The organism is Rhodococcus sp. KB6, from assembly GCF_001445685.1.
Classification (GTDB): domain Bacteria; phylum Actinomycetota; class Actinomycetes; order Mycobacteriales; family Mycobacteriaceae; genus Rhodococcus_F; species Rhodococcus_F qingshengii.
The window spans coordinates 33,741-48,548 of sequence record NZ_LNAK01000102.1; the positions used below are offsets into that span (position 1 = coordinate 33,741).

The 14,808-nt window shown below is 62.3% G+C and carries 11 protein-coding genes; all 11 read right to left on the minus strand.

What is annotated here, in order from left to right:
* Positions 1 to 78: 78 nt before the first annotated feature.
* On the minus strand, positions 79 to 1,746 hold the full coding sequence (locus tag ASU23_RS13750; protein ID WP_058038111.1) for a sigma-54-dependent Fis family transcriptional regulator: 1,668 nt from the start codon (positions 1,744 to 1,746) through the stop codon (positions 79 to 81).
* 4 nt (positions 1,747 to 1,750) lie between these two features.
* Positions 1,751 to 3,388, minus strand: coding sequence for an AMP-binding protein (locus ASU23_RS13755; RefSeq protein WP_039973143.1), 1,638 nt, complete (start codon positions 3,386 to 3,388; stop codon positions 1,751 to 1,753).
* Positions 3,389 to 3,595: 207 nt separating this feature from the next.
* The gene (locus tag ASU23_RS13760; RefSeq protein WP_020906868.1) at positions 3,596 to 4,873 is read right to left on the minus strand and encodes an MFS transporter; all 1,278 of its coding nucleotides are present in this window, start codon (positions 4,871 to 4,873) and stop codon (positions 3,596 to 3,598) included.
* Between the two features lie 331 nt (positions 4,874 to 5,204).
* Entirely contained in the window at positions 5,205 to 5,744 is a 540-nt protein-coding gene (locus ASU23_RS13765; RefSeq protein ID WP_058038113.1) for a hypothetical protein, read from the minus strand.
* A gap of 142 nt (positions 5,745 to 5,886) precedes the next feature.
* Positions 5,887 to 7,185 carry an HAD family phosphatase gene (locus tag ASU23_RS13770; protein WP_058038114.1) on the minus strand — a complete coding sequence of 433 codons (1,299 nt, stop codon included), beginning with the start codon at positions 7,183 to 7,185 and terminating at the stop codon, positions 5,887 to 5,889.
* Positions 7,186 to 7,265: 80 nt separating this feature from the next.
* Complete coding sequence (gene eutC / locus ASU23_RS13775) at positions 7,266 to 8,039, minus strand: ethanolamine ammonia-lyase subunit EutC (protein WP_058038115.1); 774 nt, start codon at positions 8,037 to 8,039, stop codon at positions 7,266 to 7,268.
* A complete protein-coding gene (locus ASU23_RS13780) occupies positions 8,036 to 9,460 on the minus strand; it encodes an ethanolamine ammonia-lyase subunit EutB (RefSeq protein WP_007730162.1) in 1,425 nt (474 codons plus the stop codon). Before ASU23_RS13780 ends, eutC begins: the two co-directional genes overlap by 4 nt.
* Positions 9,457 to 10,929 (minus strand): ethanolamine permease, encoded by a 1,473-nt coding sequence (gene eat, locus ASU23_RS13785; protein ID WP_003941913.1) that lies wholly within the window; start codon positions 10,927 to 10,929, stop codon positions 9,457 to 9,459. The genes ASU23_RS13780 and eat overlap by 4 nt, the downstream gene beginning before the upstream one ends.
* A gap of 165 nt (positions 10,930 to 11,094) precedes the next feature.
* Positions 11,095 to 11,655 (minus strand): DUF779 domain-containing protein, encoded by a 561-nt coding sequence (locus ASU23_RS13790; protein WP_058038116.1) that lies wholly within the window; start codon positions 11,653 to 11,655, stop codon positions 11,095 to 11,097.
* A gap of 91 nt (positions 11,656 to 11,746) precedes the next feature.
* Positions 11,747 to 13,270, minus strand: coding sequence for an aldehyde dehydrogenase (adh, locus tag ASU23_RS13795; RefSeq protein WP_007730158.1), 1,524 nt, complete (start codon positions 13,268 to 13,270; stop codon positions 11,747 to 11,749).
* Positions 13,271 to 13,413: 143 nt separating this feature from the next.
* Entirely contained in the window at positions 13,414 to 14,727 is a 1,314-nt protein-coding gene (locus tag ASU23_RS13800; protein ID WP_047268928.1) for a helix-turn-helix domain-containing protein, read from the minus strand.
* Positions 14,728 to 14,808: the final 81 nt, after the last annotated feature.

The window sequence follows — 14,808 nt, forward strand, 5'->3', positions numbered from 1 at the left end:
ATGTGATGCACGCCATACTTCCGCGCTTCCAGGGGTGCTAACTGTCCGAACTTTGTACAACTGAAGTCGGACAGCAAACTACACAGTGATGTCGAGCGCCCGCATCCGTGTGTAGAGAGTGCTTCGGCTGATTCCGAGTTGCGCCGACGCGTGAACCTTGTTGCCGCCGCAGTCTTTCAACGCTCCGATGATCGCCTGGCGCTCGGCTTTCTCCCGCCCTGCCAACCGCGACACCTTGGTCGTGGTGCGATAGTCCTCGGGCAGATCAGCGACGTCGATGCGATTGCTCGAGCGTTCATCCGAGGCGCGATTCAACACGACGCGCAATTCGGCCAGGTTGCCCGGCCAGTTGGCCGCCGCGAGTGCTTCGGCAGCGCTGGCGGTCAATCTCAGTTCTGGTGAGATCCCCTCCAACATGACTTGTGCCAACTCGGCGATCTCAGCCTGTCGCTCGCGCAGTGGGGTGATGACAACCCGGGAGGCGCATCGTGAGAGCAGCGCGGCGATGGTCGGCGGAAGATCAACTGCCGCTCCGCTGGTCAGTACGATTTTCGGCCCCTCGGCGCTGGCGTCGATCAGGTCTGCGACCAGCGGCAACACCGAGTCAGGAAGGAGTTGTACCTGTTCGATCACGACCACGCCCGAACGCTTACGGGATGCTCGCACGAGATCGGTGACCCACTGCTCACGGCCGTCGAACGCGATTCGCGTGGCATCGAGCCAACTCGCATCGACACTGCCGACTACGTCCGATGCTGCCGAGGTTCGGCCGGATCCCGCTTCACCCGAGATCGCCACGGCGGCAGAGGTTGCCCGCGCCCGCATCAGGTCGCGCCGCAGTCGTTCGCCGGGAGACGGTGCCCGCTCGTGCGTTCTGCGGATCGGTGCCCGTTCCCGTTGGAGTGGTTCGACCAGGAAGAGCGCACCACCGTCAGCCCCGGAAATCCGGTCGGCTTGAACTCGCGCCAGCGCGCCGGACGCCAATTCGACTGTCACCAATCGTGATTGGTCCGGATTCAGGTCGGCAATCAAGGAACGGAGCGATACATGGTCTGCGGTGTCGAGCAGATCCAAAGCGGTTCGGTTGCTCAGCAGGATGTCGTCGCCGATGGCCGCGACGGCAATGTGGCGCTGATGTGAAACTCGCTGGAATGCGTCGACCAGCCGCTGCTCCGATGCTTTCGAGCCTTCGAGCAGCCGTTTCTCGATGTCCGCTGCAGCACGCGCAAGGAAGGGCGCGAACAGTGGGTTGGCCTGCGAGACAACGCCGGTCATGTCGAGAATGCCTTCGACACGACGTGTGACGGGATGCAGGATCGGCTGTCCGTAGCAGCTCAAACCCTTGAGGCTGTCGAGGAAATGCTCGTCACCGTGGATCACCACGCTTCGTCCGACCTCGAGGGGCGTACCGAGCGCGTTGGTGCCGGCGTGCTCTTCACCGAAGCGTGAACCGTTGACGACACCCAACCGCTCGATCGTTCGCTCGACGCGACTGTCGGAGTACACCGAAGCGACCACGCGGCATTCGCGATCAGCAAGCAGCACGCAGAAACCGGTGCCCGCGATCTGTTGCGAAACTTCGTCGAGCACGGGTGCGGCGGCCCGGAGCAGACGAGACTCACCGTCCTGCTCCTCGGTGTCCACGGCGATGGCCGACGACGGGTCGAGGCCACTGAGTCGAGAACGCTTCCAGGAGAGCGCGATCTCGGGGCGTACCGGCTCACGCTCCCCTGGGTTCGCGGACATACTCTCAGGCCTGACCGATCAATTCGATCGCCTGTTCTCGCATCGCGATCTTGCGGACCTTGCCCGTGACTGTCATCGGGAACTCGTCGACGACATGGACGTACCGCGGAATCTTGTAGTGCGCGAGCTTGCCGGTGCAGAACGCGCGGACCGAATCGGCGTCGAGATCGTCTGCACCTTCGCGCATCTGGACCCACACCATCAATTCCTCGCCGTACTTTGCGTCGGGTACGCCGATGACCTGCGCATCGAGAATGTCGGGGTGGGTGTAGAGAAACTCCTCGATCTCACGCGGATAGACGTTCTCGCCACCGCGGATGACCATGTCCTTGATGCGTCCCGTGATGGCGACGTATCCGGCCTCGTCCATGACTCCGATGTCTCCGGTGTGCATCCACCGGGCAGCGTCGATCGCCTCGGCGGTCTTCTCCGGGTTCTCCCAGTATCCGAGCATGACCGAGTAACCACGCGTGCACAGTTCACCCGGCTCGCCGCGGGGCACCGTCAATCCGGTTGCCGGATCGACGATCTTGATCTCGAGATGCGGCCCTACCCGGCCGACCGTTTCGGTGCGCTGCTCGATCGAATCGTCCGAGCGGGTCTGCAACGACACCGGCGAGGTCTCCGTCATGCCGTAGCAGATGGACACCTCCGACATGCCCATGCGATCGATGACCTGCTTCATCACCTCGACCGGGCAGGGCGAGCCCGCCATGATGCCGGTGCGAAGGGACGACAGATCGAAGCTGTCGAAGTCAGGCAACGCCAACTCCGCGATGAACATCGTCGGAACGCCGTAGAGGGACGTGCACTTTTCAGCCTGAACGGCTTCGAGCGAAGCACGCGGATCGAAAGCCGGACCCGGAATGACCATGGCAGCACCGTGACTGGTGCACGCAAGGTTGCCCATCACCATGCCGAAACAGTGGTAGAACGGCACCGGGATGCACACCCGATCGACCTCGCTGTAGTGGCACAACTCGCCGACGAAATAGCCGTTGTTGAGGATGTTGTGGTGACTGAGCGTCGCGCCCTTCGGGAAACCGGTAGTACCCGAGGTGTATTGGATGTTGATCGCGTCGTCGGCCGACAACGCGGCCTGGGCTGCGGCGAGCGGAGCCGGATCGCTTGCCTGCGCCGCCAAGCCGTCTGCAAGCACCGCGTCCCACTCGGGTGAACCGAGCAGGAGCACCGACGTCAGATCCGGGCACTGCGGCCGCACCGTCTCGATCATCGACGCGTAGTCCGAGGTCTTGAAGCTGGCCGCAGACACCAGCGTCGAGATCCCGGCCTGCTCGAGTACGTACTGCAACTCGTGCGAGCGGTACGCCGGATTGATGTTGACCAGGATCGCGCCGACCTTTGCCGTCGCGTATTGCGTGAACGTCCATTCCGGACAGTTGGGAGCCCAGATCCCTACCCGATCACCCTTCCCCACACCACGGGAAAGTAGTCCGGCAGCGAGCCCGTTCACCTGCTCGGCGAACTCCCGGTACGTCCATCGTCGACCGCTGGCGTGGTCGATCAACGCATCGCGGTCGCCGTGTGCGGCAACCGTGCGATCGAGGTTGTCTCCGATGGTGTCGCCCAGCATCGGACCGTCCCATACTCCGGACGTATAGCTGGGCAGCGGCGTACTCATGTGTTCTGTCCTCTCCGGTTGCCTGTTCAGGCACCTATGAGAGGGACCGCCGCAGCGGACCCTCTCATCTACGAATTTACTCGATTCGGTGTGATGCACGACATACTTCCCGGTGCGGGGTGGCCGTAACTGTTCAGAGTCCGGACACCCCACCCGCCTGCTGTGCGCCTTTATTAACCGCCGGCGGTTAATAAAGGCGCACAGTGGTTACAGCGCGTGGTCCTTGGTCTCGACGAGCGCCCAGGTGCAGACCAGACTCACCACACCGAGGATTGCCAACATGATTCCGATGGCCATACTCCCGTAGGCCGAGGCCAGCGGTGCGGCGATCAGCGGCGGCACTGCCCCACCGAGCACTCCGGCGAGGTTGTAGCCGAGGCCGGCACCGGTGTAGCGGTAGCGGGTCTGGAACATTTCCGGAAGCAGCGCACCGCAGGGGCCGTACGCGATTCCGAAGATCATCAGCGTGCCGAACATTCCGAGGATGAACGCGATCGGTGTTCCGGTGTCCAGGAGCGGGAACAGAATGAGCGCCCACACCACAGCCAGACCACAAGAGATCATGATGACCTTGCGACGCCCGATGCGGTCCGAGTACAGGGCGGAGACGATGATCGCGGCACCGAAGACGAAGGCGGAAGCGATACCGACCGACAGGACGAACGGGCGGGAGAAGCCGAGGGTCTTGGTTCCGTAGCTCGTGAGGAACGCCGTGCCCATGTAGAAGAACGCGAACAGGCAAGCGAGGGCGCCTGCCGAGAGGAGGATTTCCTTGGTCTGGAACCGCCAGGCATCCAGGAACGGGAGGGTGCGAGGTGCTTCGTTCTTCTGCTCCGCGACGCGCTCTGCCTGCTCCGCCTTGAAGACGGGAGTCTCCTCGATAGCGAGTCGCATGTAGAGGCCGATGCCGACCAACACGATGGAGAACAGGAACGGGATACGCCAGCCGTAATCGAGGAAAGCCTGGTTGGTGTCGCCGAGAACTGCGCCGGTGATGAGGAAGGTGCTGCTCGAGAGAACGAAGGCGATTGCAGGGCCGAGCTGCGGGAACATCGCATACAGACCACGTTTGCCCGGTGGAGCGTATTCCGCCGTGAGCAAGGTTGCGCCTGCCCACTCACCACCGACCGCGAAACCTTGGCCGAATCGCAAGAGCACCAAGATGATCGGGGCCGCGACACCGATGGTTGCAGCACCCGGCAGCAAGCCGATCAGGAGCGTCGAGATACCCATGAGCAGGAGCGTCGAGATCAGCGTCTTCTTGCGACCGATGCGATCACCGAAGTGTCCGAACAACATTGCGCCGACGGGCCGGGCGATGAATGCGACTGCGAAAGTCGCAAACGATGCGACAGTTCCCGCAGTGGCACCGAGCGCGGGGAAGAACACCGTCGGAAAGACAAGTGCCGCAGCGGTTCCGTAGATGAAGAAGTCGTAGAACTCGATAGTCGTGCCGATACAACTCGCGATTGCGACGCGCCGCACACTGGTGGTGTTCTGCGGGGGCTGCGTCGCACCTGCGGCACTCGCACCCCCGGCGCCGGCGGCACTGGTGCCGCCTGTGGGAGAGACTGTGGTCACTCGATTCCTCCGTGGTCCCGTGGTGTCGCCCTGTGGGCATCACCGTCGATAGGAGGAAAGGTAGTGATGTGGCTCACCCCCGCACTACCCCCGAAAGGGGGTAGGAGTGATCTCTGTCACGACTTGTATGCAATGGTAACGAGTTTCACGACCCTCGACATGCCGCAGGCCGTCCGATTCGTTCTCACGAATCGGACGGCCCTCGAGAAACGGCGTCACGGTGCAACGCTACGGATCAAGCCTTTCCGGCAGCCCCGAACAGTTCCTGACGGATCTCGCCCCACACCGTGGCGTAGGAGTCGATGATCGGTTCGGAAATCCACTTGGACTCCCCCGCTTGCACTTTCGCGAGAGCATCCGAGAAGAGATCCTGGTAACGAGACAACCGCGGAACGAATGCCGACAGATCGTCGAACAGGTTTGCCGCCCGGCGATCCAACTCTGCAAGGGAATCCGAATCTGCGTCGTCGATGAGCGCGGCGAACTCCTCGTCCAAGGGAAGGAACGCCTCGTACACCTCAGCGATGGAGTCCTCGTCGATCGAGACGCGCTCGGCGTCCAACTGATCTTCGAGTTCTGCCAAACCTCTCTCGGTCAGGCTGATGGCGTTTTCCGCTTCGACCGCTTTGCCCTGCGCGACAAGTGCGTCGTACGCAGCTTGACCGGAAGCCGAGCTGACGCCCAGGTGCTCGGCCAGGACGACCGCTCCGACCCGCTCCTTGAGACGTACTGCTTGGAGCAGTGCCAACTCGTCCACATTGCCAGCGAAGGCCATCGATTTCTCCTACTCACGTGCCGCCTCTGCGGCTCCAGCATCACAGCGGACACCCGTGGGTTTCCGCAGCCCGACAAAGGGCTCGACAGAATCAGATCACACCCCGATCGATCGTTGTGAAGTCACCGCGACAAGTCGACCGTCACGCGACGGTATCGGCCTGATCGGGGATCACGCTGCCGTCTGGGCGGGTCACGGCACCTTTTGCCCCGGCCGCGTCGGTGTAAGCATCGGTCGAGCAGTGATAGGGAGCGTCCGCCCGGGACTTCGGTTCGATGAACATGGGGTTGACCAGCCATTTCCCGTCACTGTTGTCGTAGGCATTGCACATCAGTTCGGGATTGTTGCGGTTGATCACCAGGCGCGCACCGGTCGCATCTCCGAGGAACGTCACGTCGGTGACAGAATCACCGGCAGCAAATACCTGACGTCGATCGGCGGCCAACTGCTCGAACGCCGTAGGCCCTTGAACCCCGTAGACAACCTCGTTGACCTGGCACCGTTTGCCGTCGATGTACGGAATGACCGAGTCGTCGCCGTCCGCAACGCCACCACACCCACGCAGGCGCCCGGTGAGAACCCCGCCCTCGACGATGGGCCGAACTCCCATCACGTGATCGGCGTCCAATCCCAGCTGTTCCGCCCAGACTCGAACGACCGGTTCGGCCGACGCGGAGATGATCCGCACGTCGAATCCATGAGCGCCGAGGGATTTCACCAAATCTTCGATTTGCGCGTAGTACCGCACCGAGCCGTCGACTTCCGTCGTACCGACGGTCTGATCGGATCCTTCTGCAGCAGCGAGATTCTCGGCACGCGCTGCGCGGGCGTACTCGGTGACCTCGTCCTCGGTGTGCCCTGCCATCAACTGCACGGCCCACGCGTATGCGGCTTTTGTCCGGCGGTGATCGTAACCGTCGAATGCGGCCTGCCCGTCGCGAGTCTTCTCTTCGAGTACCGCAACGATCTCGTCCGCGCAGTCCAAGTCGGTGCTGGTTGCCAACGGTTGCCCCGGCGCGGTCTCGGAGCCGCACGCGGCGGAAAGTGCGGCAACGCCGGCTGGCGTCATGAAGCGGCTGGTGGTTGCCCAGTCCCCTCCGGCAGGCTGTAACACCTTGTTGTTCTTGATCATCCAGAATGCGGTGGCGCTTCCGATGTCGTTCTTGACAACTGTGTTGTCCCAGTCGAAGAGCGCCAACGGAGCTCCGTCATCGACATCACCTGCAGCTCCACACGTTCCGAACTCCGTCATCATGGCATCCAACGTCACACGGTTGTCGCCGTACCACGCAAGACTGGGATCCAACGCCGCGCAGGATGAACCACTCTGCGCCACATCTTCTTTCGGGGCGCTCTCGGCCGAACTACATGCAGTTGCACTCAACAGGACACTACCTACCGCCAACGCGCACAGGGCGCGGGAATGCAACGAACGGAACATCGATTCCCTCGTTTTCGTCGTGATTCGGGTACGACGGCATACCCGGGTCGATCGACCCGGGTATGCCGTGCAGTTGTCAATTAATCGAGCGTCAGCACTTCTCCCGACGCAACGGCGTCGGCGCGAGAGGTGTCCTTGAGGTCGACGCCGGAGCGGCCCAACTGGCGCGCTCCCGTCACCAATCCCAGGACGACACGAGCAGCCTGCTCGTATCCGAGTCCCTCGGGTGGGTGGACATTGGAAATGCAGTTTCGATCCGCGTCGGTACGACCGACGCGCGGAAGATGAGTCAGATAGATCCCGACGCTGTCCGCAACGGAGAGCCCTGGACGTTCGCCGATCAGGACGATCGCCGTCTGCACTCCCATCGCGGCGGCGATGTGATCACCCAGTGCCACACGGGCATTCGTGGCGATCACCGGCGGCGCAATCGAGTACCGCTCCCCCAACACCGTGACCAACGCGGACAATAGTTGCTCGCCGTGGTCCATCAGTGCTCGCGGGGAGAGTCCGTCGGCGAGGATGAACCCGATTTCCTTGTCGGAGCTCTTGATCGCGCTCAGGTCAGCCGGCTGGCGCCCCAGGTCGGGTCTCCGGAGATACTCACTGCGGGTGGAGACGCTGCTCGCCACCACCACCGGCGCCCCGATGCCCACCCCTTCGACCCGACTGGCAAGCGTCTCGGAGTCGAGTGGCTCGTGGACCGCGTCGCGGGCTGCGGCGTGAGCTGCCTTGAATTCGAGAACCCGCTTGGTGGGCAACGAATCTCCGGCACGCCCCAGCCCGATACGCGATTGTGTGGTCTTGCGCAGTAGACCCCAGAAATCGAGGATCGGTGCCTGATCTTCGGTCATGAGTTCACCGTCAAAGCACGCAACGGCGACATTTCGGCATCGATCGGAAGAACCCGACCGTTTGCGTCGGTCATCCCCAAGTTGTGGAGCCAGGTCTCGAACTCCGGGGCGGGCTGCAAACCGAGAACCTTACGCACATACAGCGCGTCGTGGAACGCCAGACTTTGATAGCCGAGCATCACGTCGTCGGCGCCGGGCACCGCGATCACGAACGCCGCGCCGGCGACGCCCAGCAAGGTGAGCAGGTTGTCCATGTCGTCTTGATCGGCTTCGGCGTGGTTGGTGTAGCAGACGTCCACTCCCATCGGCAGCCCGAGGAGTTTTCCGCAGAAGTGATCCTCCAAGCCTGCGCGAATGATCTGCTTGCCGTCGTAGAGATACTCGGGACCGATGAAGCCGACCACGGTGTTGACCAGCAGCGGTTCGAGATCACGTGCCACTGCGTATGCCCTGGTCTCGAGTGTCTGCTGATCGACCGGGGCTCCGCCGGTGCCGTAGTGGGCACCTGAGCTGAGGGCGGACCCCTGCCCCGTCTCCAAGTACATGACGTTGTTGCCGACCGTTCCGCGGTTCAAGGAGCGCCCGGCCTCGTTGCCCTCACGCAGGAGCGGAATGTTCACTCCGAAACCGGAATTGGCGCCTTCGGTACCGGCAATCGATTGGAAGACAAGATCGACCGGCACCCCCGATTCGATCAGTCCGATCGTGGTGGTCACGTGCGAGAGCACGCACGACTGAGTCGGGATCTCGAATCGCTGACGGATGTCGTCGAGCAGGTGGAGCAGATCCGAGGTGGCCTGGGGTGAGTCCGTCGCCGGGTTGATACCGATGACGGCGTCGCCACATCCCATCAGGAGACCGTCCAATGTGGCCGCCGCGATGCCGCGTGGATCGTCTGTCGGGTGGTTTGGTTGGAGTCGGGTGCTCAGCCGGCCGGGCAGTCCGATGGTCGTACGGAACCCCGCGGTCACGGTGATGGCCTTCGCGACGGCGATCAGGTCCTGATTGCGCATGATCTTGCTGACCGCCGCAACCATCTCGGGGGTGAGCCCGGGACTTACGGCGGACAACCGTGCGGAAGCTTCCGGCGCCGACGCGGTCTCGAGCAACCAGTCTCGTAGTCCGCCAACAGTCAGGTGGGCCACCGGCGCAAAGGCCAAGCGATCGTGGCTGTCGATGATGAGCCTGGTTACCTCGTCGTCCTCGTACGGAACCACCAGATCTTCGAGGAACACCGTCAACGGAAGATCAGCCAGAACCCATTGAGCAGCAGCACGTTCGGCGTCGGAGCTTGCCGCGCAACCGGCTAGTTCGTCACCCGACCGCAGTGGTGTCGCTTTTGCCATCAGATCGACGAGACCGTCGAACGAGTAGTTGGTTCCGGATACCTGCTGGTGATACTTGGCCATCCCGCGACTCATCCCAATTCTTCTTCCGCCTGTGCAAGTACAGCAAACTCCTCGTCCGGCGAGTTGGCAACAAGGTGGTGACGACTGTAGAGACCGAAGTACGCCATCAGAACTCCGAAGGCGACCAACGTCAGCAATGCCGCAACGGGATCGACCAGGAAGGTGGCCACCACCGACACTGCCGCGATCACGAGCGCAAACGAGGTGGTGGCGATACCGCCGGGCGTGCGGTACGGGCGCGGCATGTTCGGCTCACGCTTACGAAGAACGATGTGACTCACCATCATCAGGACGTAGCTTACTGCCGCGCCGAACACCGCCATGTTGAGCAACATTGCACCTTCACCGGTGAGTGAGAGCGCGAAGCCGATGATTCCGGGTACGACGAGCGCGAGAGTGGGGGCCTTGCGCTTGTTGGTCACCGACAGGTTCTTCGGCAGATAGCCGGCGCGGGAGAGCGCAAACGTCTGGCGTGAGTAGGCGTACATGATCGAGAAGAAGCTCGCGACCAGACCGGCAAGTCCGATGTAGTTGACGGCCTTTGCCGCTCCGCTGTCCCCCAGAGCCTCGACGAGCGGATTTCCGGAGGTGGACAGGGCGTCTGCGCCGAGCGCACCGGTGGCGAGGAAGAGAACCGTTGCGCCTGTGACGATCAGGATCAACATGCTGATGATGATGCCGCGGGGGACGTTCTTCTCCGGCTCACGTGCTTCCTCGGCGGCCAGCGGTACACCTTCGACCGCAAGGAAGAACCAGATCGCGAAGGGCACGGCGGCCCAGATTCCGAGCAGACCGAATGGCAGGAACGACGACGATCCGACTGCGCTGGTGTCGACGGCGATATCGGTGAGGTTGGACGAATCGAAAAGGCCGACAGCCGAAACCGCGAACACGACCAGGCCGACGAGTGCAATGGCGGTGATGATGAACATCGCCTTGAGTGCCTCACCGGCGCCGGTGAGGTGAATGCCGATGAAGATCGCGTACACCGCGAGGTACACCCACCAGCCGTCGGTGATCCCGAACAGGTTCAGGGACTCGACGTACGCACCGATGAAGGTCGCGATCGCTGCGGGTGCTATCGAGTACTCGATGAGAATTGCTGTGCCGGTGGCAAATCCGCCCCAGGGCCCCATGGCCCGTCTGGCAAACGTGTATCCACCACCAGCGGCAGGAAGTGCCGACGACATCTCGGCCATACCGAGCACCATCGCCAGGTACATACCCGCGATGACAACCGCCGCGATGAGAAGGCCACCGAAACCACCTTCAGCCAGACCGTTGTTCCAGCCGGCGTAGTCACCGGAAATCACATAGCTGACACCCAACCCCGCAAGCAGCACCCACCCTGCTGTTCCCTTTCGGAGTGTTCGTTTCTCCAGATACGAATTGTCTTCCGCATGGAAGTCTGCGCCGTCGTGGTGTGCACCCGCGGCACCGGCGTTTTTGCCGGTTGCGTGGTCGGAAAGAGACATGTCCATCCTCTGAATCGGTCAAGAATGAGACGACGCACGGTGGATGCGTCGCGTGAAATGAACGGTATGTGGGCGATGTACGGAGAAGGTCGCCTGGAGATGACCGTGCTGTTAACTGGCTGTCATGTGAGCGGCCCCGAGTCTGTTCAGATCTTCTTCAGGCTGCCGTTCTCAGGATCGGGCGGCCGCGCCCGGCACCGGGCAGGCGTCGACGGCCTCGGCGACCACCTGGGGAACCGTCGGGGGCAAAGGACGCATGCCCGCTTCCCAATCAGCGCCCACGAGAATGCTCGACGCGCCGAGTGCTTCGTTTTCGTCCGGTGTGAATGCCCTTGCTCGACTGAGGAATCTGAATCCTTCAGGAGACTCCAGGCTGAATCCACTGCCGCGGCCGGGCACGACGTCCAGCACCAACTGGGTGTGCTTCCAGGCTTCGAACTGTGATCCGGAAATCCAGACCTGTACAGCGTCGGTTCCGGTGGGAAGGTCTTCGGGAGTCTCTCCGACAGCAAGTCGGAGATCGACGATTCCGAGTAGTACGTCACGGTCCCCGACGATGAATTCGCCTGAGGGATAACACATCGGGGCCGAGCCGTCGCAGCATCCGCCGGATTGATGCATCATCAGTTCGCCGTGAGTCCCGCTGAGGCGGCGCAGGAGGTCAGCCGCCCCAGCGGTGGTCACCAACCGGGGTGGAACGGCGCCGGTATCGGGTGTGTCCGTGGCGCTCATTCCAACCTCCGTGTGTTTGTGCAGGTTTCGCGTGTTGCAGTCTTGCTCACCGGCACCCGCAGCGAGGGGCTCACGGGTACCGGTGGGTAGATCAGAAGAAGCCCTGAGCCTTCTGGGCGTAGCTGACCAGGAGGTTCTTGGTCTGCTGGTAGTGCGAGAGCATCATCAGGTGGTTCTCGCGGCCGATACCGGACTGCTTGTATCCACCGAAAGCGGCGTGTGCCGGGTACTGGTGGTACGTGTTGGTCCAGACGCGACCGGCTTGGATGTCGCGGCCTGCGCGGTAAGCAACTCCGCCGTCGCGGGACCAGACACCGGCGCCCAAACCGTAGAGCGTGTCGTTGGCGATTTCGATGGCCTCGTCGTAGTCCTTGAACGAGGTGACCGAGACGACGGGTCCGAAGATCTCTTCCTGGAAGATGCGCATCTTGTTGTTGCCGGTGAACACCGTCGGCTGGACGTAGTAGCCGCCGGACAGGTCTCCGCCGAGTTCGGCTCGCTCACCACCGGTGATGACCTTGGCGCCTTCGGCCTTGCCGATCTCGATGTACGAGAGGATCTTCTCGAGCTGATCGTTGCTGGCCTGGGCACCGATCATGGTGTCGGTGTCGAGCGGATCCCCTTGGCGCACAGCCTTGGTGCGGATGGCTGCCATCGCGAGGAACTCGTCGAAGATGTCTTCCTGGATCAGCGAACGTGACGGGCAGGTGCAGACCTCGCCCTGGTTGAGGGCGAACATCGTGAAGCCCTCGAGTGCCTTGTCCTGGTAGTCGTCGTTAGAGGCGAGGACGTCGGAGAAGAAGATGTTGGGGCTCTTGCCACCGAGTTCGAGGGTGACGGGGATGAGGTTCTGCGACGCGTACTGCATGATCAGGCGACCGGTGGTGGTCTCACCGGTGAACGCGATCTTCTTGATACGCGGGCTGGACGCGAGCGGCTTTCCGGCCTCGACGCCGAAGCCGTTGACGATGTTGAGAACACCGGCAGGCAGCAGGTCACCGATGATGCCGATGAGGTGCAGGATCGAGACTGGCGTCTGCTCGGCAGGCTTGAGCACGATGGCATTGCCGGCAGCGAGGGCGGGGGCAAGCTTCCACACGGCCATGAGGATCGGGAAGTTCCACGGAATGATCTGGCCGACTACGCCGAGCGGCTCGTGGAAGTGGTACGCCACGGTGTCGGAGTTGATCTCCGAGAGCGAACCTTCCTGTGCGCGAATAGCTCCCGCGAAGTATCGGAAGTGATCGATGGCGAGCGGAATGTCGGCGTTGAGGGTCTCGCGGATCGGCTTGCCGTTGTCCCACGACTCGGCGAGTGCGATGGATTCGAGGTTCTCCTCCATACGATCAGCGATCTTGTTCAAGATGATCGCGCGCTCGGCGACCGAGGTCTTGCCCCAGGCCGGAGCTGCTGCGTGCGCTGCGTCGAGAGCGAGTTCGATGTCTTCTGCGGTGGAACGAGCCACATCACAGAAATTCTGTCCGGTCACCGGTGTCGGGTTCTCGAAGTACTGACCCTTGACCGGAGCAACCCATTCGTTGCCGATCCAGTTGTCGTATCGAGACTGGAAGGACATGATCGCGTCGGCGGTACCTGGGCGGGCGTACACGGTCATTGCAAGCTCCTATGTAAACGTGATCTTCCTGGGCGCACCCACCAAATCGGTGACTGCAATCCCACCCCCCGGTGGGGTGTGATTCACAACACTAGGAGTTGCAACGTTGCAAGTACGTTGCGTGCGAGAAACGCAGATGATTCTCAGATGCCCAACTGGCGGTCGAGGAGATCAATTCTTGCCTGGACCTGCGAATACAGCGGAGATTGAGGATCCAACGTGGACAGGTAGGCCTCCCACACGACTGAGTCTTCGCGGCCGTGCACCGACGTGGTCCACCGGGCCAGAAGGTTGGCGTCACCTCCACGCAGCAGAGCTGCCTGGACCCTGGTGCGTAGTTCTTCCCGCACCTCTTCGATGCCGGGAGACGCCGAGCCCGCCAGCACCGGGCCCGAATACAGTTTCATCGCCGTCGCTGCGTCGCCTCGATCCAACGCTGCCCGCACCTCGCCGACATCTGTCGTGAACTCCGTGATGATCCGATAGGGGCGCGAAGCCAGCCGGTCGGCACCGAAAACCTTACGAAGCCGCGACATTTCCGCGCGAATGGTCACTGCGTCGAGTTCGCCCTCGTCGAGCAGGACCGCAAGGTGGTCGGAGCTGAGACCCTCCGGGTGTTCGGAAAGCAGAAGGAGAATCTCGGCGTGACGCTGCGAAATCGGGATGCGGTCACCGCCGCGAACCAGCGTCGGCCGGCCGGCACCGAATGTTTCGAGGCGCGGAGCCGTGGCACTGAGTGGGATGGGCGAGTTCAAGAGATGGAATCGCAATTCCGATTCGGCGGCCGCGACAGTTGCACGGATCAGTGACAGCACTTCGGGAACCGCAACTCTGGGACCACCGGTGATGTCGATGGCACCAAGGATTTGCCCAGTGGTGGGATCGTGGACGGGTGCGGCCGAACAACTCCAGTCGTGCACGGTTCGGTTGAAATGCTCGGATCCGAAAATCTGTACGGAGTGATCGAGAGCAAGCGCCGTTCCCGGCGCATTGGTGCCGACACGATCTTCGCTCCAATCGGCGCCTTCGACGAAGTTCATGGACAACGCCTTGTCCTTGGCCGAGTTGTCACCCTCCACCCAGAGCAATCGACCGTGTGCGTCACTGATCGCGATCAGTAGTCCGGTCTCGGCAGCATCTTCCACCAGGAGTTTCCGAATCACCGGACGGATCAGTGACATGGGATGCGCGGAGCGATATTTTTCGAGCTCCAACCCTTCGAGCATCTCAGGGTTGCCGACCACATCGGGATTTACCCCCTTGTTGCGGCTACGCATCCAGGACTCGAGTACGACCGAGCGGACATGGGAGTCGTCGGTCAGCCCCTGGCCGGGCACGCCGCGGGCATCGATGAACGACTGATGGGCAGACGAAAGTCGCCGCGCGAGTAACGCGACGTCATCGCCTGGCCTGACCGCCACCCACGGGTTGCCGGGCACAGCCTGTTCACGTGCCATATTTTGCGTTCCTCCGCTCCGTGGACCACTGTAACGCCAATCACAGCCCATAGGCGAGAACGACCATTCGGTATGACTGCC

What these genes read in the sequence shown, in the direction of transcription:
- ASU23_RS13800 (WP_047268928.1), bottom strand. Translation starts at nt 14,727, where the DNA reads ATGGCACGTGAACAGGCTGTGCCCGGCAACCCGTGGGTGGCGGTCAGG.
- eat (WP_003941913.1), bottom strand. Translation starts at nt 10,929, where the DNA reads ATGGACATGTCTCTTTCCGACCACGCAACCGGCAAAAACGCCGGTGCC.
- ASU23_RS13765 (WP_058038113.1), bottom strand. Translation starts at nt 5,744, where the DNA reads ATGGCCTTCGCTGGCAATGTGGACGAGTTGGCACTGCTCCAAGCAGTA.
- ASU23_RS13750 (WP_058038111.1), bottom strand. Translation starts at nt 1,746, where the DNA reads ATGTCCGCGAACCCAGGGGAGCGTGAGCCGGTACGCCCCGAGATCGCG.
- adh (WP_007730158.1), bottom strand. Translation starts at nt 13,270, where the DNA reads ATGACCGTGTACGCCCGCCCAGGTACCGCCGACGCGATCATGTCCTTC.
- ASU23_RS13780 (WP_007730162.1), bottom strand. Translation starts at nt 9,460, where the DNA reads ATGAGTCGCGGGATGGCCAAGTATCACCAGCAGGTATCCGGAACCAAC.
- ASU23_RS13755 (WP_039973143.1), bottom strand. Translation starts at nt 3,388, where the DNA reads ATGAGTACGCCGCTGCCCAGCTATACGTCCGGAGTATGGGACGGTCCG.
- eutC (WP_058038115.1), bottom strand. Translation starts at nt 8,039, where the DNA reads ATGACCGAAGATCAGGCACCGATCCTCGATTTCTGGGGTCTACTGCGC.
- ASU23_RS13770 (WP_058038114.1), bottom strand. Translation starts at nt 7,185, where the DNA reads ATGTTCCGTTCGTTGCATTCCCGCGCCCTGTGCGCGTTGGCGGTAGGT.
- ASU23_RS13790 (WP_058038116.1), bottom strand. Translation starts at nt 11,655, where the DNA reads ATGAGCGCCACGGACACACCCGATACCGGCGCCGTTCCACCCCGGTTG.